The organism is Brevibacillus sp. (assembly GCF_003521185.1).
Taxonomy (GTDB): domain Bacteria; phylum Bacillota; class Bacilli; order Brevibacillales; family Brevibacillaceae; genus Brevibacillus; species Brevibacillus parabrevis.
On record NZ_DOTK01000026.1, the window covers coordinates 41396 to 61371 of the forward strand.

The following is a 19976-nucleotide window of genomic DNA, read 5'->3' on the forward strand; positions in this document are numbered from 1 at the left end:
TATTGTTCAATCATTACGAAAAAAAGCATTTGTCCAGCAAAGACAAATGCTTCTTTTTGCCTACATTCTAGGAGTTAGCTTTCACATGGTAGTTGCGCAAGTCCGATTTTACCGGACTGTTTTGGTTTGTCCCAGAATGGGCCCGCTTGAAGGCTTCGCTTTGCGTCCAGTTTTGGAATGATTCCTCGTCTGTCCATTTGGTGAAGACGATATACTCATCTCCTTCTGTTGGAGCCAGGAAAAGAAATTCAAGGAAACCGGGAACCTCTTTCATCCGTTCGCCACCGCCGCCAAACGCCCGTTCGAGGTGGGATTGGTAGTCAGCAGGAACTTTCAGCCTGTTCATCGATACGTACATGCTTGTCCACGTCCTTTTCTAAATGGGTTACCCTTCCATTATACAACGTCCTTGCCAAAAACCAAAAAACCGCAGACGCTTCAGTCACGCCTGCGATTGATTTGTTGTTCCAGCATAATGTCCATCAGCAATGTGTCCTGCAAAGGGTCTTTTGGATCGACGGTCAAAAGGGCTGCCACTGCCGCCATGGCGCAGCGCACGGATTGGTATGAGTAAAAAGCATCGCGTTCGGTTTCACTAAACAAAGACAAGTCGGATCGCTCCTGAACCGGGTACGGAAAGTCCGTCTCCACACCTGCCCGATCCAGTACGATCAGCGCCTGCTTGATGGCGAGCAACGCTGCGCTGACGCTTAGTCCATACTCCTTGCGCAAGTCATCCCATACTTGAAAAGCGGACTTTTCCACTCTCTCCTGATTCGGTCGCGAGATGATCCCTGATTTGCGCCCTTCCTTCAATAGCCAGTCGACGAAGATGTCGTGCCGCGGTGGAAACGCATACACTTGCAGCTTCATTTCCAACTCGGTCGGAAAATCTTTGGCAAAGCGCGCGTGAGCCAATGACATTTCGTATCGTCTGGAAGGATGGCCAGGCACTGTGACAAAAACCGTATCCTGACGAACGGCGGCAATCTGCAGCTTCGTTCTGGCTGGAATCCTGGCTTGGGGCGCTTTTTCCCGGCGAATGTTGCCCGGGATCAACTCCGTTCCGAACTGGTGATACTCCAGGGGAGAATCAATCCACGGAATCGGTTCGCGGGTTTGAATTTCGTACAGCCCGTTAAACGTGACCCACTCGCCCGGACGCCGCTGACTGCGAATCAGGACAGCATGGACTTCTTTTTCCGGCGGCACATCGGCATCCTGATCGTCTGGCGGTGGCTGGAGCCGTTTATGTTCAATCAGGATGCAATCGTTCATGTACAGTCGTTCAAGCAACTCCCTCTTGCTGACCCATTCGTATCCGATCCGGTAAATCCGATTTTTCATCGGTTCCACCTCCTTCTGGTCGCCAGTATCGGGTTCCTTCTTGAATGAGTAATGTTACCCTACCATATGTATTCGTCTCTTTGTCCGTGCTAGATCGATCGTACAATCCGCAGCAAGTCTTCCGCAGCCTGCTTCGGCGATTCGGCTCTGCTGATCGCACTGATCACGGCAACGCCATCTGCCCCGGCCTGGCATACTTGCTTCGCGTTTTCGAGAGTGATGCCCCCGATCCCGACAATCGGCAGCTCAGCGCCAACAGCCTCGCGGATTTCCCGCAGTCCTGCCGGCCCGATCGGCTCCCCGGCATCTGCCTTCGAAGAAGTGGCAAACATCGCTCCCACTCCGATGCAGTCCGCTCCGCCGTTTTTCGCCGCAATCGCTTCCTCTACCGTGCCTGCCGATATCCCGATGTACATCGCTTCGCCGACCATGGCTCTCACCTCGGCCAAGTGCATGTCATCCTGTCCGACGTGGATACCGTCTGCTTGCAAGCGAACGGCCAAGTCTACATCGTCGTTGACGAAGAACAACGTCTGATGCTCGCGGCACAGCTCCTGGAGCTGCCGTCCGAGTTCGCAGCGTTCTTCGGAAGTCAGCTTGCTGCCTTTGTCACGAAGCTGCAACGTGCCCACTCCGCCCGCAAGCGCCTCGCGAACGATCTCCACCGTTTTCTCGCGCGAAAAGCCGCAATCTTGTGTGCCGATGACAAAGTAAACGCCCATTTTGTCCCGAAGTGTTTGCCTGTCTCTCATCTCGCATTCCCCTCCCAGCGATCCAACGCCTCCCGATAGGCCAAAGCAGCCAGCTTCGCATCTGTGGCATTGGTAATTCCTGATAGTACAGCAACTCCAGCGCAGCCTGCTGCAAGCACCTCGCCTGTGCGCTCTGGCGTAATCCCGCCAAGCCCAATGACCGGGATCGTCCACGCTGCGGTTATTTTCGCCAGCTCGAACGTTCCTCTCGGCGCGAGGTTTGGCTTGGAAGCGCTTGGATAAATATGTCCATACAAAAGATAGTCTGCCCCTGCTTCCGCCGCCTGTTCCGCTTCCTCGTAGGAATGGACAGAGCGTCCCACCTTTTGTTCCGGTTGCAAAACTCGCCGGGCATCGCCGACCGCAAGACTGTGATAAGCCAGATGAGCGCCAGCACAGCCTGACGCGGCACTTACATCGACCCGATCATTGACGACAAGCGCAGAGAGCGGGACGACATTCGCCAGCGCCCGAACCCAGTCCATGCATTCTTTGGCTGTCCGCTGCTTTTCGCGAATATGCAGGAAATCCATCCCTCCCGCATAGGCAGCCTCGGCCATTCGCATGACGCTCTCCAGCGACTGTTTGCCGCTTGTGATGACGTGAAGCTGTTTTCTAGTGCGCATCCGCTTTGGCACCGCCCCCGGACAAAGCCGTCAAGCATTCCTGAAGCCATTGCGTCGTCTTTGCGTCATTGCCAGCAGGTGCCGAAGCGAGCAGCTCCACGATAAGTCTTCTCAAAAAAAAGGCTTGCTGCACCGTCAGTGGAAAGGTGATCGTTTTTGGCTTTATCTCTTGCTTTTCCAGCGTCTCCACTCCGGCCAAAAGCATATCTCCGATCGACTCTACCAGCTCGCGAACCTGTTCGTTTTTGCTCAGTTCGTCGTAGCATCCGTCGTACAGTCGACACAAAATGAAAAATGCCTGTGACGACAAGGTCACCGGCTGTACGTCATGCATCGGTTCCGTCATACGGTTTTCCCCTCCACTCGCTTGAAAAACAAGACCTATTATAACACATCTTGCTGCTTGTCGAACGATTTGCCCAGGCTGACTCTGTCAGTTTCTAGCCATTATGCTGGCGCCTGTATTTCCCGAAAAAAGCCTTCGCGCCCATGAAAAAAACCGCTGAATGCTCAGCGGTCTTTGGCAGTACCTTCATTCCGATCGTTGTGCTGGGATTGGCGCAGGTTCGTGTTTTGATCGTTATGATCCAACGTTTTTCCGCGATTTTTGCCCAGGTCCTTGCTGTTGTTGTTCTTGCCCAAATGATTCACCTCCTGCTGTCATCACAGGATAGCGTAACCAATTTGGGACGGTTTATTAGTGAACAGTCTGATGTCTCGTCTTTTTCCACAGGAGATGGACGATGGCAAAAGGAAGACGCCAGCCTAAGAGAAACGCCAAAGTCACAAAGTACGCGACGGCAGCAAAAATCAGGGTGATCGGCACGCCCGTCCACCAGGCGCGGATCAAAAGGCCAATCGGTGCCGCGAGTGTCCACGTGAAAAGCATCGTGAGCAGTTGCCGCCACCAAGATGAATAGGCCCGCTCCCCATACGTGCGAAACACAAACATGGCGACGATCCAACCGATTAAAAATGGCGCCAATGTCTCGCCTATTCCCCAAATCGTGACAGGCAGATTATGAGCCAGCTTCCCATAGTAAGCAAACAGCAAAAAGGCGACAAGATCCCCGACAAGCAACACGAAGCCAGTCGGCAAGATGCGGAGTCTCATGTATACCCTCTTTTCTAAACGCATGTGGAGTTTTCTCCAATGTTCACCCCTATTGTACACAGGAGAATCTGCGCCTACAATCGCTACGCCCTTTTATTCACCAAACAGCAACAATTCCAGCCGTTCCTTCACTCCCGGCCATTCGCTGTCGATGATGCTGAAGTACACCGAGTCGCGGAACAAGCCGTCCCGTCTGATCATGTGATTGCGAAGCACGCCTTCCCGGATGCCGCCGATGCGCGCAATAGCCCGCTGTGAGTTGACATTGCGCGCATCGGTTTTCAGTTGGACGCGAATACATCCCAGTTGCTCGAAGCAGTGCCGCAGCAAGAGCCACTTGCACTCCGTGTTGACGCCCGTTTTCCAGACGCTGGGGGTCAACCAGGTGAAGCCGATTTCCAGCCCGCGATCTTTTGCCGAAATCGCCAAAAATCTCGTGCTGCCAATAACGGTGCCGTCGGCGCGATTGCGGATGGCAAAAGGCAGCTCCGTTCCGGTTTCTTCCATTTTCAACGCGTTCGCGATAAAAGCCTCTGCGTCCGCCAGCGTTCGAATCTCGACAGACATATTGCTCCAGATTTCCGGAAAGTCTCCGGCTGCGAAAATTCCCTCCGCATGCTCGGGACGCAACGGTTCCAGTCTTACGAGTTTTCCTTCGAGTGTAACGGGTTCGATCGTCAACATCATCGTCCCTCCTCTGCTGTTCTGCTTGCTTGCCCAAACAGAACAGCTTCGCTAAATTTTTCCTATGATAAGGGGAGAGGCAATACCTGTCAAGGTTGAATCCGTGAAAATCGGCCCTGCGCTTTACGCTTCTTCATTAATCACAACGGTTTTTCCCCGCCGCTTCATGACGAGCGGCACGACCAGCCAGGCGAGGGCACATACAAGAAAGAGCGCGGAGAGTGGTTTGGTGTAAAAAATCGTGAAATCCCCGTTGGAAGTCGTCAAGGCACGGCGCATATTGTTCTCGATCATCGGGCCGAGTACAAGACCGAGCACGAGCGGAGCGAGCGGGAAGTCGTTTTTGTTCAGAAAATATCCAGCCAGACCGCACAGGACGAGCAAGATAAGGTCAAACGTGCTGATCTGTACCGCGTACACCCCGAACACCGAGATGGCGATAATCATCGGGAGCAAAAAGTGCGGTGGTGTCTCGATGATTTTGGCAAAAATCTTGACCAGCGGCATGTTCAGCACGAGCAGCATCAAATTTCCGATAAACATGCTGGCGATCAGACCCCAGGCGATTTGCGGGTGGTCGCTGAACAAAAGCGGCCCTGGCTGCACATTGTACATGAGCAAAGCGCCCATCAAGATCGCGGTTGTCCCGGACCCCGGGATGCCTAATGTCAAAAGCGGGATCATCGCTCCGCCTGACGCGGCGTTGTTGGCGGACTCGGGAGCAGCCACTCCGGCAATCTCGCCTTTTCCGAAGCGCTCCGGGTGCTTGCTCCACTTTTTCTCCAAAATGTAGGAAAAAAACGAGGCCAGCGTAGCGCCTGCACCAGGCAGGACGCCGATGAAAAATCCGAGCAAGGAGCCGCGAGCAATCGGAGCAGCACTCTCCTTGAGATCCTGCTTGCTGGGCAGAATCCGCCCGACTTTGATGATTTCCTGCGCAGATTGATCCCTTTCCAAAATCGTTTTGAACACTTCTCCGAGCGCGAACAATCCGACCGCTATCGTCAAAAACTCCAGCCCTTGGTACAGATCGGGAATATCGTACGTAAACCTCGCCACTCCCGACACGTTGTCGATCCCGATCGTTGCCAGCAAAAGGCCAAGCACGGTCATCATCAGCGCCTTGGTCATCGACTTGCCTCCGAGTCCGCTTACCGCGCACAGTCCGAGCAGCATAAGCGAAAAATACTCCGCCGGGCCGAACTGCAACGCCATATCAGAAAGCGGATCGGCCAAAAACACAAGCGCGATCAGCGCAACGATGCCTGCTACAAACGAACCGATGGCGGCAATCGACAGGGCCGCCCCGGCTCGCCCCTGCCTTGCCAACTGATACCCGTCCAGCGTCGTGACAACCGAAGACGATTCACCGGGCGTGTTCAGCAAAATCGATGTCGTCGATCCTCCGTACATCGCCCCGTAGTACACACCTGAAAGCAAAATCAGAGCGCTCGCCGCCGCCATCTCGGGGGGCAAGCCCGCCGTAAGCGACGCCGTCACTGGCATCAGCAAAGCCACGCCGCTCATCGGGCCAATCCCCGGCAGCACGCCTACAGCCGTCCCGATCAGCACCCCGATAAACGCATAAATCAAATTTTGCCATTGGAATGCAATGAGAAATCCATCTGCCAAATAGTGCAGAGCGCTCACTATATGTCCCTCCTTAGACGCTCAACCAGGCAGGCAGCCCCGGCAGCGTCCCTTTCAGCAGTTGCACGTACACCACGTATACTCCGACGGAAAACGCCAGGGAGACGACAAGCGATTTCAGCTGACTTTTGCTGCCCATGACCAAAAATGTTGCATAAAGGAACAAAGCCGTAGCGATCACATATCCGATCATTTCCAGAAGCAGCACGTACAACAACGTCGCGGCCAGTATCGTGAAAAAGCGCTTGTACATTAGTCCCGCTTCCGCTTTGGAGTCAGAACGGTACTTCGACTGGAAAGTTTCCCAAAACAGGCGCAGGCTGAGCACGACAAGCAGTAGGCCCAAGCCGAGCGGGAACAGATTCGGGCCAACCTGGCTGCCGTATGCGCTCGTGGAGATATACTGGCTCTGTGTGATAAAAAAAGCGCCGATCAGGGCAAATGCGATACTGCCGTAGCGGTCAAATCTCAGATTCATGACAACCTCCTTCTCCCCCCAGCAGTCAACGCCTTATTTCGCCATGCCGAGCGACGTCAGCAGCTCTTTTACTTGCCCATCCTGCTCTTCCAGGAAGGTGGCAAAAGCAGCGGCATCCTTGTATTCGCTCTCCCAGCCGTTTGCAGCCAGCTCCTTTTTCCACGCTTCACTCTCTGACAGTTCTTTCAGCTTGCTGTCCCAGTACGCCTTGGCATCTGCTGGCATGTTTGGCGGGCCGAACACCCCTCGCCAAATCGTGAAGACGGCGTCGATTCCTTGCTCTTTCAATGTGGGAACGTCTTTTAACTCTCCGCCCATCCGCTCTGTTGAAGTAACGCCGAGCACCCGTACTTTGCCCGCCTTCACGTATTCTCCGACGCCGGACGCGTCTGTCGCAATCATGTCCGCATTCCCGCCGAGGAGCGCTGCAATCGCTTCTCCGCCGCCGTCGTAGGAGACGTATTTGACGATTTTCGGGTCAACTCCGTACTTGGCAGCGGGCAAGACGCTTACGAGATGATCCATCGATCCGGGCGCTGAACCGCCAGCCAGCGTCATTTTCGCAGGGTCTTTTTTCAGCTCTTCCAAAAAGCTTTTCATATCCTGGTACGGCGAGTCAGCCCGGACGACCAGAGCGCCGAAATCTTTCGTCATTTGCGCCAGCGGGGTCACATCCTGGAAGCCAAACGGACTGTTTCCCTCTTTTTTGTTGTGGTTGATGAGGATCGGGGGCGAGCTGACGAACAGCTTGTAGGCGTTGCCTTTGTCCTTGCTGACGTACTCGGCCATAAATACGGTTCCGCCGCCGCCAGGCTTGTTCTCGACCGTAATCGCTTCGGTCACCAGCTTGCTCTCGTTCAACACTTTGCCGAGTGAGCGGGCTGTTTTGTCCCAGCCGCCTCCTGCACCAGAGGGAGCGACAAACACGATCGTTTTTTCCGGATAGGCAGATGCAGCAGGTGTCGGCTGGGAGCCTTGCGTGGACGTGCCGCTTCCTGCACCGCCACATGCTGCCAGAGCCAGTGTGATGAACGCCGACAAAGTGATGATCACGCTTCTTTTCTTTTTCAAACAAAAATCCCCCTTCAGCCCGTTGTTTTTGTAAGCGCTGTCACGCTTGCCATTAACGTATCATGCGGGATTCGGGGGGAATAGTTTTCGTGCATAAGTTATATTTTGAAAATTAGCAACTTTTTGTTCATATTGTTCACGCCTGCTCGGGCAAAAAACGGTACTTCCGCTCTGGCCTGCCGACACTTCCGTAGATCAAATCAGCCCTGGCCTGCTTCTCCTGCACCAAATGCTCCAAATACCGTCTGGCAGTCGTGCGGCTCGTGCCGATTTCGCGGCCGATTTCTTCTGCCGAGACGCCTTTGTCTCCGGTTTGCCTGATCGCCTCCATGACTTTTTCCAGCGTCAAAAGGTCGATTCCTTTTGGCATGGCTGACTCCCGCCCTTTGGGGCTGAGGGAACGTCTGGTCATGATTTGGTCGATGACGTCCTGGTCTACCTCTTTTGCCTCTCGCGTCCGCAGCAAATGGGCGCGATAGCTCTCCAGCCGCTCCCGGAAGCGCTCAAAGACGAGCGGCTTGACGATGTAATCAAAAACGCCGCCACGCAGCGCCTCCTGAACCATCTCCATCTCTTTGGCTGCCGTAATCATGATGATATCTGCATCCCGATAGTGCTGGCGGATGTACCAGACCAGCTCGGTTCCCAGCATGTCAGGCAAATAGACGTCCAAAAGCACCAGATCAGGCCGCGTGCAGGCGAGCAGCTCTTTGGCGTCACTGCCATTGGTCGCCGTGGCGATGACTTCAAAGCCATCCAGTTTGCTGACGAATCTTTTGTTAATGTCGATAATGCGCAAATCGTCCTCGACGATCAGCACTTCCAGCTTTTGCTTCACTGTCCTTCCTCCTTTCTCTTTGGCAGCGACACCGTAAACAGCGCCCCGCCCCAATCACTTTTTCCCACGAGAATATAGCCGCCCATCTCTTCGATCATGCCGCGCACTTTTGCCAGACCAAGCCCGCGCTCCTCCCCTGCTTTCGTGGAAAAGCCGTAGGCAAAAATCGCATCGCGCAGCTCATCCGACACACCTGGCCCGGAATCGGCGATTTCAAACAACAGCTCTTCCCCCGTATCTGCCAAGTAAATGTCCACGCGCTTTTGCTGGACGCCCGCTTCATTGACGGCTTCGAGCGCGTTTTGCATCAGATTGCCGAGCAGCACGATCACTTGCTGGCGGTTGATATGCGGCGGCAGCTCTTTTACCTCGCTGTCCTGATCGATGACAAACTGGATTTTCAGCTCCTTCGCGCGGTTGTGCATGCCGAGCAACAGAGCGCCGATCATCGGATCAGGGATTCGCCGGGCGACAAAGAGGATCAGCTCTTCCTGCGCAGAAGTCTCGCTCGTGATCAGTTCGATGGCCTCCTGTACGGAGCCGAGCTGCAACAGTCCGGAAATCGTATACAGCAAATTGTGAAACTCGTGGGTCTGTGCGCGCAGCACATCGGCATAGCGTCTGACTTGGGACAACTCCGATGTCAGCTTGTCGATTTCCGACTTGGGCCGAAAGCTGCTGACGACCCCGACGACTTTGCCGCCAAGCTTGATCGGGAGACGGTTGACGATGATTTCCTTGCCGCTGGTAATCGTTTCGCGGTCAAGCTGCTGCTCGCCCGTCTTCAATACATCGGGCATGCGGCTGTCCGGCAGCACGTCCCAAATTTGCTTGTGGTGGATGTCTTCCTCCGGCAAATCCAGAATGCGGATCGCCGCCTTGTTCATCATCGTGATCCGATTGTTCCGGTCAATCGCCACGATCCCCTCCCTGACAGATTCGAGCACGGCATTGCGTTCCACGTACAGCGCCGCAATCTCCTCCGGCTCCAGCCCTAACGTCAGCCTTTTCAAATAGCGGCTGAGCCAGATCGCAAAAGCAATTCCGCAGACGAGTGCGATGAGCGTGAGCAAAAGCACTTGCAACTGATAGTCGCCAATCGCTTCCTCGATATCCTCCAGCAAAAAGCCGACAGACACAATCCCGACCACGGCGCCATCGTCGTCGCGAATCGGCACTTTTCCGCGCAAGGACGGCCCCATGCTGCCAATCGCCTTGGAAATATACGATTGCCCATGCGCAAGTCCCGGCTCATTGTCGCCGCCCACCATCGATTTGCCAATGCGATCCGGGAGCGGATGCGCATAGCGAATGCCTTCCCGGTTGCCTACGACGACAAATTCCGCGCCTGTCTGCATCCGGACGTTTTCCGCAATCGGCTGAATCAGCGCGGACGGGGAGGCAGTGTCAAAAGCTCTGCGCAACTCGGGATCGTTGGCGACGATCTTCGCTACGCTCAGCGCCTTCTTCCCGATTTGGTCCTCAATCGAGGAAGCGACCATCGAAGAAAACACGGCGCCAACTGACGAAATAATCAAAATAATGCCGACAGTCACGAGCAAAATCATTCTCGTTTGCAAAGACATCGCTTTTCGGGCAGTCGTCACAAATCGCTCACCTCTTGGTTCATCTTACCATTCCAAGCCGATAAAAAGGTAGCTTCATCGCCTGCGTTCGTGTACAGTTAAAAGGGAATTACGGGGATGTGGAGGTATCTAGAGATGCACGCGAACCTTCGTTCGTTCATAGAACAATTGCGCCGCGCCGGACAAGTCGTCGAGATCGACGCACCAGTCGATCCGAATCTGGAGCTGGCCGAGATTCATCGCAGAGTTATTGAAGAAGGCGGGCCTGTCCTGCTTTTCACGAATGTCAAAGGAAAATCGTTTCCCGTGGTCACGAACTTGTTCGGGACTGTAGAGCGGGTCGATATGGCTTTTGGGCCAAAGCCCGAGGCTATCGTCCGCGAACTGGTGCACGGGATGGACAAGCTTTTGCCGCCGAAGCTCTCCGGTTTGTGGGATCTGCGCGCTCCGCTGCTGGAAGTGATGCGCACCGGAACCAAAACCGTATCGGCTTCCCAAGCGCCTGTGACCCAAATCGCGACGACAGATGTCGATATGACCAAACTGCCTGCGCTGACGAGCTGGCATCTGGATGGCGGACCATTCGTCACGCTTCCGCTCGTGTACACGGAGCACCCTGATACGAAAGATCACAATCTGGGGATGTACCGCATCCAGATTTACGACAAAAACACGACAGGGATGCACTGGCAAATTCAAAAAGGCGGCGGCTTCCATTACCATGAAGCTGAAAAAAGAAACCAGGCTTTGCCTGTTACCCTTACAATCGGCGGCCCTCCTGCCCTGATTGTTTCCGCGATCGCGCCGTTGCCTGAAATGGTGCCTGAGCTGGTTTTCGCCTCGCTGTTGATGGGGGACAAGCTGAAAATGGCTGAAGTGCCGAATCATCCGCACCGGATCGTCGCTGAGGCCGAATTTGTGTTTGCCGGGGAAGTGCCGCCGCACGTTAGACGTCCTGAGGGCCCTTTTGGCGATCACTTTGGGTATTATTCGTGGGAGCACGATTTCCCTGTCTTCAACGTGAAACAAATGTGGCACCGCAAAGACGCCATCTATCCGGCGACTGTCGTAGGAAAGCCGCGCCAGGAAGACTACTACATCGGGGAATACTTGCAGCGTCTGCTGTCGCCGCTTTTCCCGGTCGTCATGCCAGGTGTAAAAGCGCTCTGGACGTACGGCGAGACGGGTTTCCACGCTCTGGCCGGAGCCATCGTGCGCGAAAGCTACTATAAAGAAGCGATGGCCCACGCTTTCCGCATCATGGGAGAAGGGCAACTGACGCTGACCAAGTTTTTGATGGTCACAGATGTGCCGTGTGACCTGGGCAACTTCAAGCATTTTCTGGAGATCATTCTGGCGCGCTTCCAGCCGGAACGCGACCTGCTCATCGTCAACGATACGTCGAACGATACGCTCGACTACACCGGACGCAAGCTGAATCATGGCTCCAAAGGAATCATGCTCGGCATCGGCGATCCTGTCCGCGAGCTTCCCCGGGAGTACAAAGGACACGGCATCCCGGGCATTTCCGATATTCGCGCTTTCTGTCCCGGATGTCTCGTGATCTCCGGACCGAGCTTCACCGACCGGCCGGAGCTGGGTGAAGAACTGACGGCCTATCTCAATGAAAATCTCGCGGACTGGCCGATGATCTGCATCGTGGATGACGCGGCGATCGCCGAGAAGCAAAGCAGCTTCCTCTGGACCGTCTTTACCCGCTTCGATCCGGCACACGATCTGTACGCGAAATCGACGATTGTTCGCAACAAGATTCGTTATGAAGGGCCACTGGTCGTCGACGCGCGGATGAAGCCATTCTATCCAGATGAAGTCGAAACGCTGCCCGAAATTTCGGCACTGGTCGACAAACGTTGGAATGAATATTTCCCAAAAGCATAACGCTCGTACTTGCTGCTCGCCTGGAACATTTCCGTTCCAGGCGTTCTTTTTTCCCCGGCAAAAAAGCTGGAATTAGGTCTTCTCTCCCCCAATATAATGTTACAACTTGTATTCGAGACAAACTGGGGGCGGTTGTCCGAATGCCAGCGGATTTTGTCAAAAAAAGGAGGGAAAGCAATGAAGACGCAGGCAGAATCAAATGGAATCGTCACCCTGACCCAAGAAGGGACGGATTTGGTCAAGGACAGTCCGCTCTATAATGAAGGGCTGCGGCCGACAACCAAAGCAGAGCATACGTGGACGTCCTACAACTTCGCCAGTCTCTGGATCGGGATGTGTATCTGTCTTCCCACGTACGCAATGGCCGCCGGACTCATCTCGCTGGGCATGAACTGGTGGCAGGCAATTTTGACGATCATTCTCGGAAACTGTATTGTCCTTATCCCTATTCTCCTCAACTCTCATGCCGGGACAAAATTCGGCATCCCTTATCCCGTGTTTGCAAGGCTCTGGTTTGGATCGAAGGGCGCGCACATTCCGGCCGTCGCTCGCGGTTTGATCGGAGCTGGCTGGTTTGGCATCAACTGTTGGTTCGGCGGTGCCGCCATCGATACGTTGCTTATGTCGATGACAGATTGGGCAAGCGTTCCCGGCCATCTGTGGATCGCCTTCTTCGGCTTTTGGCTGTTGAACGTCTGGGTCGCCTATCGCGGTCCAGAAGCGATCAAAAAAATGGAAGCATGGGCAGCCCCTATCCTGATCCTGATGAGTCTCGCCTTGCTCGTGTGGGCGCTGACCAAAGCAGGCGGCTGGGGCCCGATGCTCTCCGCTCCGTCCAAGTTCACCACCACAAGCGAGTTTTTAGTCGTCTTCTTCCCGGCCTTGACCGGAGCCATCGCATTTTGGGCGACTATGGCGCTGAACATTCCTGACTTCTGTCGCTACGCCAAAAGCCAAAAGGCGCAAGTCGTCGGCCAATCCTCTTCCTTGCCGACAACGATGGGCTTTTTCTCCTTCATCGGGGTAGCTGTCGCCTCCGCTACTGTCGTCATTTATGGAGAAGCTTTGTGGGACCCGGCTGCGGTCCTTGCCAAATTCTCGCCGTTTGCCATCTTCCTCGGTACTCTCGGCATCATTCTCGCTACTCTGACTACCAACGTCGCCGCGAACATCGTCGCGCCCGCCCGTGCTGTGGAAAACCTCGCGCCGCGCCGTCTTTCCTATGAAGCCGGGGCTATCATTGCCGGTGTCGTCTCCTTGCTCATGCAGCCATGGTACATCCTGGAGAATTTCGGCAACTACATTTTCCTCTGGCTCGGCACTTATGGCGCACTGCTTGGACCGATTGACGGCATTGCCATCGCTGACTACTGGCTCGTGCGCAAAAGACGTATCCATCTGACGGAGCTGTACAAAACTGATGGCATGTACGCCTACAAAACCGGCTTCAACAGCCGCGCGATCTGGGCGATGCTGATCGGGATCGCCATTCCGTTTATCAGCAAGTACATCCCTGGCCTGCACATCATTTGGGACAACGCCTGGACCATCGGCCTGCTGATTTCGCTGGCGATTTATACGTGGATGATGAAGAGCGACTCGACGATTTTGAGCCAAAAAGATTACGAGCAAATCACATCGCAAGCAAGAGAGTCAAAAGCTTCCTGATTTATTATCGAAATATTGCGAAATAAAGATCGGCTTCGTCGCGTTTTTGACGGAGCCTTTTCCTATTAGATGAGCAAAAAAAGACTGACAACCACGTGGGTTGCCAGTCTTCTGTTCGTTCGGGTACGCTCTACCCTACCATTTGAATTGGCTGATGGATTCTTGCAATTCATGCGACAGCTCGTTCAAATTGTTGCTGGAGCGAGCAATTTCCTGCATGGTAGCCAGTTGCTCCTCCGCTCCCGCTGATACGGCTTGCGTATGTACGGCAGCTTCCTCTGACAGCCTGTTCATCTCGTCCATGGCAGATGCAACCTGCTGCATGCTCGCAGACATTTGTTCGGTCGCTGCGGATACTTCCTGGATTTGGCCAGCCACGTCTTTGGCTGACGCCACAATCCGCTGGAACGTGTCCCCCGCTTCCTGAACGGCGACAGCCCCTCTTTTCGCCTCTTCCGTACCTGACTGCATGACGGAAACCACTTGTGTTGTCTCCTGCTGGATTTCTCCGATCAGGCGGGCGATTTCCCGAGCAGACTCCTCCGATTGTTCCGCCAGCTTGCGCACCTCATCTGCCACGACAGCAAATCCTCTGCCCTGTTCTCCGGCGCGCGCTGCCTCGATCGCTGCATTCAGCGCCAACAGATTCGTTTGGGAAGCGATTCCTGTAATCACATCGACAATTTGTCCGATTGCTTGGGAGCGAACGCCAAGCTGCTGCACGAGGTCTGCTGCGTGATTGACGCCTTGGGACAGCGAGTCGATCTGCGCGACAGCGTGCTGGATTTGTGTGTTCCCTTGCTGGGCATCATCCGCAGCCAGCGCCGACGATTCCGAAACCGCACTGGACGTGTCTGCAATCCGCTGAATCGCGATCGACATTTCCTCCATGACGCGTACGCTTTCCTGTGTGCGAAGCGTCTGCACCTCTGACGAAGCGGCAATATGCTCCACGCTGCCCATCGCTTGCTCCGTTGCGCGAACGGTCTGTTCAGCGCTCGCTGACAGCTCCTCAGACGAAGCGGCGACTTGCTCCCCTGCCACTTTTACCTGCTCGATCAAGGAACGGAAATTGACGACCAGCTCATTGAAAGCAACCCCGAGCTTGCCTACCTCGTCTTTTGCCAAATAGGTGACTGGCGCAACCGCCAAGTTGCCTTGCGCCAACTCTTCCATCCGGGTTGCTACGAGACGCAGCGGCTCGGAAATCATGCGAGAGATCAAATATCCTAAAACGCATGCCAAAGCAATCGAGGCGCCTCCTACAATAAACAGCATCAAGACGGCTTTCTCGGAATCGGCAGCGTTCTCTTGCTGAATCATATCGGCCTGGGACGATTTGTAGTTGGCCCATTCAAGCTGCTCCTGATTGATCCAGCTCAGCGTTTTGTCAGTGGCCCGATAGTAAGCGTAAGCCTGATCCGTCTTGTGCTCCTTGATCAGATTGATAACCTCTGTCTGATCTTTCTCGTACTGCGCCAAAAGCTCTGTCAGCTTCTTGACTTTCTCCTGCTCCTTTTCGTCCAGGTGGGAGTTCTGGAGATATTGGAACGTCTGATCTGCCGAAGCGACTCGCTGTTGCAGCTCGGCCATGTACCCGGCGAGAACGGCAGGAGTGGGATCGAGAATCATTTTGTAGATCAGCCCGTCGATGGCCCGGATGTCTTGCCGCCAGTCATTGATCCATTTCACTGGAAGCAGTTGTTCTTCATACATGGATTGCATCCGCTCACCGGATATTTTCACATGGAAATAGCCTGTGAATCCAACCACACATAAGAAGACAGCCATCAAGATGATCAAGCTGAACATTTTGGCCCTGGTACTGAGATTACGTAGTACATTCATAGCTGTAGGCAATCCTCCTGTGTCCAAACTAGATAGATGGAAAAGCTCGAATATTGTCTAATCTTACCAAACTACGGCGAGTACGTCGATAGTCTTGGGTGATTTCTCACAGTTCGAGCACAGAAAGGATCGAAATCGCTTTGATTTGCGCATCAGGCTCATAACAGACGTAGTACGTAAGGTCCGGGGTGATCCGATAGCGAATCCCCCGGTATCCACAGGCGAGCAAATAGGCCCGCACCTCGTCCCCTGTCCATTCCAGCCACTCCTGATGCTCCATGTTCGCAACACGCTGTTCCAGCTCTTCGGGGGAATGCCTGTACCGCAGCGCTTCCCTGCGCAGCTCGTTTTCGCCAAAGCGCTCGTCCAATTGGAGAAGCCCGGGCACATCGACCTCTTGCTTGAGCACGACAGCCTTGTCTCCGATCGTCTCGGCATGGCAAATGGCGTACTGCGCCGCAACCACCGGATTGCTTACCAGGTACACCCCTGATCCAAACACAGCTTTGGCGCTTGCTCCATTCGTAAAATGACGGCGTTCGGCGCGTTCGTACTTCTGCGCCTGGACGACTCGCATGGCTTCCTCATACTCCACTCCCCGATAGACCGTTTCTTTCCTCTTCATGCCGGAGCGCTCCTTTTTCCCGTATCGTCATCGTTTTGCAGAACGTACCCACGATGTGAAAAGGAGGAAGACGCATAACCGGCGTCTCCCCCTCTTTGCATTACGGCAGCAATTTCACCATGTCTTCGTACGTTTCCGGGCGGCGATCCCGATAAAATTGCCACGTATCCCGCACTTCCCTGATTTTGCTGCGATCCATGTCCGCCACAATCACTTCATCCTGGTCGCGGCTGCCGACAGCGACGAACTGGCCTCGCGGATCGACCAGATACGACTGGCCGTAAAATTCGCCCATGTTCCACGGCGCTTCCGTCCCGACCCGGTTGATCGCGGCGACGTAGTAGCCGTTTGCCACGGCGTGCGCAGGCTGTTCGAGCTTCCACAAATACTCGGACAGCCCCGCTACAGTCGCAGAAGGATTGAAGACGATTTCCGCGCCGTTCAGTCCCAACAGACGCGCCCCTTCCGGGAAGTGGCGGTCGTAGCAAATATAAACGCCTACTTTGGCAAAAGCGGTATCGAAAACCGGGTACCCCATATTGCCCGGCTTGAAGTAATATTTCTCCCAAAAACCGCAGCCGCTGCTGCCGACCCCGACATGCGGGATGTGCTGCTTGCGGTACTTGCCCAAATACGTGCCGTCCGCATCGATGACGGCCGCTGTATTGTAGTACGTGGCGATTCCGACTTTTTCGTACACAGGCAGGATGATCACGGTGCCAAGCTCCTTCGCCAGGGCGCAAAACTGCTGGACTGTGGGGCCGTTGGGCACCTCTTCCGCCGACTCGTACCATTTCGTGCTCTGCTCTGCACAAAAATACGGGCCGTAAAAAATTTCTTGCAGGCAGACGATTTGCGCCCCTTTGGCAGCGGCGTCCCGCACCATTTTTACATGCTTTTCGATTGCCTTTTCCTTGTGCAGATGCACAGGCTCGTCGCCATGCACCTCATTTTTGGCCTGAATCAGACCAATCCGTACTCGATCCGCCATGCCTATCCCTCCTCGCGCCTTCCTGTTGTAATCACTACGGTCTGGCAAAAGTGGAGCGTTTGACGTAGCGCCCTGCTCCCGCCTGGCCGACAAACTGCTTGTTGCGAACGACGAAGGAGCCGCGCGAGAGAACGGAAATGACATCGCCGTACACTTGCATTCCTTCAAACGGGTTGTAGTCCACGTTCATATGATGCGTCTCCACCGAGATCGTCCGCTGAATATTCGGATCAAACAAAACAATATCCGCATCGGAACCGACTGCAATCGTGCCTTTTTGCGGAAACATGCCGAACAGCTTGGCAACCTTCGTCGAGGTGATGTCCACGAATTGGTTGAGGCTGATTTTCTCCTTCTGCACCCCTTCGGAGAACAAGATCGTCATACGGTCTTCGATGATTGGCCCTCCGTTGGGAATTTTCGTGAAATCGCCGCGCCCGAGTTCTTTTTGCCCGGAGAAGTTGAACGGGCAGTGATCGGAGCCGACTGTCTGCAAAATGCCGTTTTTCAGGGCGCTCCACAGCACGTCCTGGTTCCACTTTTCGCGCAAGGGAGGCGACCAGACGTATTTGGCTCCTTCAAAATTCGGCTGTTCCAATGCCGTGATGTCCAGCACCAAATATTGCGGACACGTTTCTCCGTACACGTTCCAGCCTTTTTCACGCGCTTCGGCAATCCGGCGAACGGCATCGGCACACGACACATGCACGACGTAGAGCTGGGCATCCGCCAGCGCCGTAAGAGCAATCGCGCGTCCCGTCGCCTCTCCTTCCGCTTCCGGCGGACGTGTATAGGCGTGGTACACCGGATCGGTATTTCCCTCAGCCAGCGCTTGTTTGGTCAAATAATCCAGCACGTCGCCGTTTTCCGCATGCACCTGGACGAGTGCCCCCAGCTCTTTTGCGCGGATGAGCGTTTTGAACAACGTCTCGTCATCGGCCATCAGCACATTTTTGTAGGCCATAAATACTTTGAGCGAAGTAATCCCTTCGTTGTTGACGACTGCCTCCAGCTCTTCCAGCACATCGTCGTTCGCATCGGACACCATCAAGTGGAATCCGTAGTCGATGACGGCCTTGCCCCGTGCTTTTTCGTGCCAGGTAGCAATCGCGGAATGAAGCGACTCTCCCTTGGTCGTCAGGCAAAAGTCCACGATGCTCGTCGTCCCGCCGAATGCCGCTGCTTTTGTGCCCGTGAAAAAGTTATCCGAAGTAACGGTGCCGCCAAACGGCATGTCGAGATGCGTATGCGGGTCGATCCCGCCTGGAAACAAGTAACAGCCTGACGCGTCTATCACTTCCGCATCGCCTGCTTGCAATTGAGAGCCGATCGCCACGACTTTCTCTCCCTCGATCAGCACGTCTGCCTGGTACGTGTCAGACGCGGTCACAATCGTCCCGTTGCGAATCCATTTTTTCATCGCTTGTTTCGCTCCTTTCCTCTGCCGTGCGTGAATGAGACAATCTTTCCTCGTACATGCTATGCCGCTTTTGCCTCCATCATGCCAGAAGTCCCACTCACGTCTCGCAGCTGCCGCCGCCAGCAAGTGCCGCCTGACGCTGGTTCCAGGAAAGCGGCGGCTGGTTCGACGGGATTTCTACCATCTCAATCGTTCCTTCTACCGGACAGACGATCGAGCACAGATTGCAGCCGACGCAGTCTTCCTCGCGCACGACCAGCCGTTCTTTGCCAGTCGCTGCATCGCTGACGATATCGATGCACTGGTGAGACGTGTCTTCACAGGCGATATGGCATTTGTTGCAGTTGATACAGGTTTCTTCGTGAATGCGGGCGACTACTTTGTAGTTGAGGTTCAGATGGCCCCAATCCGAGTAGGTGTGTACCGCTTTGCCCACGATGTCCATCACTGACGCGATTCCCCGCTGATCCAAATAGTTGTTCAAGCCGTCGATCATGTCTTCGACAATCCGGAAGCCGTGGTGCATCGCCGCTGTGCACACCTGTACGCCAGTCGCGCCCATCAGCAAAAACTCGACCGCATCCCGCCAGTTGGAGATGCCCCCAATACCGGAAATCGGCAGGCGGACAAACGGATCGCGGGCACACTCCGCCACCATGTTCAGGGCGATCGGCTTCACGGCAGGCCCGCAGTAGCCGCCATGCGCCCCTTTTCCGTCTACGTGGGGAATCGGCAGCCATTTGTCCAAATCCACGCCCATCAAGCTGTTGATCGTGTTGATCATGCTGACGGCATCCGCTCCTCCTGCTGAAGCGGCTCTGGCTGTAAAGCGAATATCCGTAATATTGGGCGTCAGCTTGACGATCACAGGCGTCTGCGCCACTTCTTTTACCCACTCGACCTGCTGGCGGATCAAGTCGGGATGCTGCCCGACCGCCGAACCCATTCCCCGCTCCGCCATGCCGTGCGGACAGCCGAAGTTCAGTTCCAGGCCATCGACGCCGATCGCTTCCACCTTTTTGACGATCTCGTGCCACGCCTCTTGCTTGTGCTCCACCATCAGCGAGGCAATCAAGGTGTGTTTCGGAAAACGCTTCTTCGTTTCATCCATTTCCTTCAGGTTCACTTCCAACGGTTTATCCGTAATCAACTCGATGTTGTTGAAGCCGAACACGCGTTGCCCGCCAAAATTCAATCCGGCAAAACGCGAGGTGACGTTGACGATCGGTTCTCCCAACGTTTTCCAGACTGCACCGCCCCACCCCGCTTCGAAAGCGCGCTGGACTTGATAGCCCGAGTTCGTCGGCGGCGCTGAGGCCAGCCAGAACGGATTGGGGGATTGAATACCTGCGAGATTGATAGAAAGATCGGCCATGATC

The 19976-nt window shown here is 54.8% G+C and carries 20 protein-coding genes; 2 read left to right on the plus strand and 18 right to left on the minus strand.

Features of this window, described 5'->3' with window-relative positions; translation table 11 throughout:
* Positions 1–67: 67 nt before the first annotated feature.
* From DEP07_RS05925 to DEP07_RS05985, 13 genes are all read right to left on the minus strand, one after another.
* A complete protein-coding gene (locus tag DEP07_RS05925) occupies positions 68–358 on the minus strand; it encodes an antibiotic biosynthesis monooxygenase family protein (RefSeq protein ID WP_122965428.1) in 291 nt (96 codons plus the stop codon).
* Between the two features lie 80 nt (positions 359–438).
* Positions 439–1347, minus strand: coding sequence for a hypothetical protein (locus DEP07_RS05930; protein ID WP_122965427.1), 909 nt, complete (start codon positions 1345–1347; stop codon positions 439–441).
* Between the two features lie 89 nt (positions 1348–1436).
* A complete protein-coding gene (gene thiE, locus DEP07_RS05935; RefSeq protein WP_122965426.1) occupies positions 1437–2099 on the minus strand; it encodes a thiamine phosphate synthase in 663 nt (220 codons plus the stop codon).
* Positions 2096–2725 (minus strand): thiamine phosphate synthase, encoded by a 630-nt coding sequence (locus DEP07_RS05940; RefSeq protein ID WP_122965425.1) that lies wholly within the window; start codon positions 2723–2725, stop codon positions 2096–2098. Before DEP07_RS05940 ends, thiE begins: the two co-directional genes overlap by 4 nt.
* Positions 2715–3071, minus strand: a complete 357-nt coding sequence (locus tag DEP07_RS05945; RefSeq protein ID WP_063230933.1) for a hypothetical protein — start codon at positions 3069–3071, stop codon at positions 2715–2717. The genes DEP07_RS05940 and DEP07_RS05945 overlap by 11 nt, the downstream gene beginning before the upstream one ends.
* Before the next feature lie 164 nt (positions 3072–3235).
* Positions 3236–3367, minus strand: coding sequence for a hypothetical protein (locus DEP07_RS05950; RefSeq protein ID WP_255679059.1), 132 nt, complete (start codon positions 3365–3367; stop codon positions 3236–3238).
* 55 nt (positions 3368–3422) lie between these two features.
* Complete coding sequence (locus DEP07_RS05955) at positions 3423–3839, minus strand: DUF3054 domain-containing protein (protein ID WP_242771209.1); 417 nt, start codon at positions 3837–3839, stop codon at positions 3423–3425.
* A 93-nt stretch (positions 3840–3932) separates the two neighbouring features.
* The gene (locus tag DEP07_RS05960; protein ID WP_217021225.1) at positions 3933–4523 is read right to left on the minus strand and encodes a GNAT family N-acetyltransferase; all 591 of its coding nucleotides are present in this window, start codon (positions 4521–4523) and stop codon (positions 3933–3935) included.
* Positions 4524–4646: 123 nt separating this feature from the next.
* Positions 4647–6173 (minus strand): tripartite tricarboxylate transporter permease, encoded by a 1527-nt coding sequence (locus tag DEP07_RS05965; RefSeq protein WP_122965422.1) that lies wholly within the window; start codon positions 6171–6173, stop codon positions 4647–4649.
* Between the two features lie 13 nt (positions 6174–6186).
* Positions 6187–6651: a tripartite tricarboxylate transporter TctB family protein gene (locus tag DEP07_RS05970; RefSeq protein WP_122965421.1), complete on the minus strand. Its 465-nt coding sequence runs from the start codon at positions 6649–6651 to the stop codon at positions 6187–6189.
* Positions 6652–6684: 33 nt separating this feature from the next.
* A complete protein-coding gene (locus tag DEP07_RS05975; protein WP_122965420.1) occupies positions 6685–7722 on the minus strand; it encodes a Bug family tripartite tricarboxylate transporter substrate binding protein in 1038 nt (345 codons plus the stop codon).
* Positions 7723–7858: 136 nt separating this feature from the next.
* Positions 7859–8560 carry a response regulator gene (locus tag DEP07_RS05980; RefSeq protein WP_122965419.1) on the minus strand — a complete coding sequence of 234 codons (702 nt, stop codon included), beginning with the start codon at positions 8558–8560 and terminating at the stop codon, positions 7859–7861.
* Entirely contained in the window at positions 8557–10146 is a 1590-nt protein-coding gene (locus DEP07_RS05985) for an ATP-binding protein (protein WP_420840585.1), read from the minus strand. The genes DEP07_RS05980 and DEP07_RS05985 overlap by 4 nt, the downstream gene beginning before the upstream one ends.
* A 135-nt stretch (positions 10147–10281) precedes the next feature.
* On the opposite strand from DEP07_RS05985, the gene DEP07_RS05990 reads away from it, so the two are divergent.
* Together DEP07_RS05990 and DEP07_RS05995 are read left to right on the plus strand one after the other, a co-directional pair.
* A complete protein-coding gene (locus DEP07_RS05990) occupies positions 10282–12045 on the plus strand; it encodes a UbiD family decarboxylase (RefSeq protein WP_242771207.1) in 1764 nt (587 codons plus the stop codon).
* 177 nt (positions 12046–12222) lie between these two features.
* Positions 12223–13713 carry an NCS1 family nucleobase:cation symporter-1 gene (locus DEP07_RS05995; protein ID WP_122965416.1) on the plus strand — a complete coding sequence of 497 codons (1491 nt, stop codon included), beginning with the start codon at positions 12223–12225 and terminating at the stop codon, positions 13711–13713.
* A 135-nt stretch (positions 13714–13848) separates the two neighbouring features.
* On the opposite strand, the gene DEP07_RS06000 is transcribed toward DEP07_RS05995, so the two are convergent.
* The 5 genes from DEP07_RS06000 to preA all read right to left on the minus strand — a co-directional run bounded on the left by DEP07_RS06000 (position 13849) and on the right by preA (position 19972).
* Positions 13849–15561: a methyl-accepting chemotaxis protein gene (locus tag DEP07_RS06000; protein ID WP_122965415.1), complete on the minus strand. Its 1713-nt coding sequence runs from the start codon at positions 15559–15561 to the stop codon at positions 13849–13851.
* 106 nt (positions 15562–15667) lie between these two features.
* The gene (locus tag DEP07_RS06005; protein WP_122965414.1) at positions 15668–16186 is read right to left on the minus strand and encodes a hypothetical protein; all 519 of its coding nucleotides are present in this window, start codon (positions 16184–16186) and stop codon (positions 15668–15670) included.
* A 100-nt stretch (positions 16187–16286) separates the two neighbouring features.
* A complete protein-coding gene (locus tag DEP07_RS06010; RefSeq protein WP_173596574.1) occupies positions 16287–17177 on the minus strand; it encodes a nitrilase-related carbon-nitrogen hydrolase in 891 nt (296 codons plus the stop codon).
* Positions 17178–17211: 34 nt separating this feature from the next.
* Complete coding sequence (gene hydA / locus DEP07_RS06015; RefSeq protein WP_173596573.1) at positions 17212–18597, minus strand: dihydropyrimidinase; 1386 nt, start codon at positions 18595–18597, stop codon at positions 17212–17214.
* A gap of 97 nt (positions 18598–18694) precedes the next feature.
* Positions 18695–19972, minus strand: coding sequence for an NAD-dependent dihydropyrimidine dehydrogenase subunit PreA (preA, locus tag DEP07_RS06020; protein ID WP_122965411.1), 1278 nt, complete (start codon positions 19970–19972; stop codon positions 18695–18697).
* Positions 19973–19976 lie beyond the last annotated feature (4 nt).